Below are 1,784 nucleotides of genomic sequence, written 5' to 3' on the forward strand. Positions count from 1 at the left end.
GGTGGAGATGGAGGGATTCGAACCCTCGTCCAAACATGGAACCAAGCTGCTTTCTACACGTTTAGCTCTGATCGGATTTTCGACGCGAGAGGAGGGACAGAGCAACCGACTCCCACGCTTAGTCTCTTAAGTGTCGTCACCGATGAAAGACGCATCGACAACCCTTCCCGATACTTCAGCACCACCTAATCAAGCCACCTCGGGATCACGGGCCTTGGGTGATGTCTCGCCGCGAGCAATTGCTCAAGCGAAAAAGCAGTAAACTCTAAGGTTTACGCTGCGAGAGCGTAGTTATTTTCGCCAGTTAAAAAGTTTGCTACCCGAGTTAGAGTGCCGGATAACCTACACTACGTGCTTACACAGGTCGACTCTACATGCTGTCAAATCCTGTCATCCCCTCTGGAATATATGTCACAAAGGTACGACTTCCGTGCTAAACCTGCAAGGCAGCCCTGTTATTCTAATATTTATGGGTAATTTTGCTACTGAACCGTTATTTAACGAGGGTATCGGTAGGAATAATGATAGAGCCTACCCTCGATAGGCAGAACGTATGTTACAAGATAAGATCAAGCAGCTAAGGGAGGAGATCCAAGCTCTCCCTCAGCCAACTACAGAGGAAGAGTACGAGTCTCTCCGACTTAAGTATATCAGCCGTAAGGGAGCCCTCAATGGGGTGATCTCAGACTTCAAGTCCGTACCGAAGGAGGACAAGCGTGAGATCGGTATCCTGATCAATCAGCTGAAGCAGGTCACGGATCAGAAGTTTCAGACCTTCCGCTCGGTCCTCGACCGGGTGAGTGAGTCTTCCCGACTCTTAGACCTAGATCTGACGCGCTCATCTGCGCAGGTACCGGCAGGAGGACGCCACCCGCTCAACTTAGTTCGCGATGAGATCATCCGCATCTTTGGTCACCTTGGATTTAGTATTGCTGTGGGACCTGAGGTGGAGGACGACTGGCATGTCTTCGAGGCGCTCAATTTTCCTCCTGATCACCCGGCTCGTGACATGCAGGACACCTTCTTCGTCAGCCATGATCCTCAGATCCTACTTAGGACCCATACCTCCTCTGTACAGACACGGGTGATGGGCGAGCAGGAGCCGCCGATCCGTATCATCTGCCCGGGGAGGGTGTACCGTAATGAAGCGGTCTCCGCACGGGCTCACTGCTTCTTCCATCAGGTGGAGGCGCTCTATATCGACGAGCATGTGACCTTCACCGACCTGCGTAAGGTGCTCCTCCACTTCGCTCACGAGATGTTTGGGCCCGAGACTCAGATCCGACTCAGACCCTCCTACTTCCCCTTCACCGAGCCCAGTGCTGAGATGGATATCTCATGCAACCTCTGTGGGGGTAAGGGCTGCTCCTTCTGCAAGCACACCGGCTGGGTGGAGATCCTGGGATGCGGTATGGTGCACCCCAATGTCCTCGAGGCTTGCGGTATCGACTCAAGTCGCTACACCGGCTTTGCCCTCGGCATGGGCATCGAGCGGATCACCAACCTGAAGTACACCGTTGATGACCTTCGGCTCTTCTCTGAGAACGACCTCAGGTTCCTTAGCCAATTCCAGAGCGAGAAGTGATGACGATCAAGGAGCGAGTAGACGGGGTGATTGAGCGATTTGAGTCTGCCAATCCTCATCCGCAGACAGCACTGCACTATGGCACGCCGTACCAGTTTCTGGTCGCTGTGCTACTCTCAGCACAGTGTACGGATGAGCGGATCAATATGGTGACTCCTGCGCTCTTTGCCGCCTATCCTTCGCCCCTGGAGATGTCCCG

1 protein-coding gene, 1 other RNA gene and 1 pseudogene are annotated in these 1,784 nt (G+C 53.6%); 2 read left to right on the top strand and 1 reads right to left on the bottom strand.

Going from position 1 to position 1,784, the window contains the following annotated elements; all coding sequences use genetic code 11:
• Positions 1-398, bottom strand: a transfer-messenger RNA (tmRNA) gene (gene ssrA / locus Q0F21_RS07645); the annotation flags it as partial.
• Between the two features lie 155 nt (positions 399-553).
• On the opposite strand from ssrA, the gene pheS reads away from it, so the two are divergent.
• Together pheS and Q0F21_RS07655 are read left to right on the top strand one after the other, a co-directional pair.
• On the top strand, positions 554-1,585 hold the full coding sequence (gene pheS, locus Q0F21_RS07650; RefSeq protein ID WP_297238803.1) for a phenylalanine--tRNA ligase subunit alpha: 1,032 nt from the start codon (positions 554-556) through the stop codon (positions 1,583-1,585).
• Positions 1,585-1,784 (top strand): annotated as a pseudogene (locus Q0F21_RS07655) (endonuclease III); the annotation flags it as partial. The gene pheS and the pseudogene Q0F21_RS07655, both read left to right, overlap by 1 nt.

This window comes from uncultured Porphyromonas sp. (assembly GCF_934359325.1).
Lineage (GTDB): Bacteria > Bacteroidota > Bacteroidia > Bacteroidales > Porphyromonadaceae > Porphyromonas_A.

Coding starts and splice junctions, on each gene's coding strand:
- pheS (WP_297238803.1), top strand. CDS start 554: ATGTTACAAGATAAGATCAAGCAGCTAAGGGAGGAGATCCAAGCTCTC.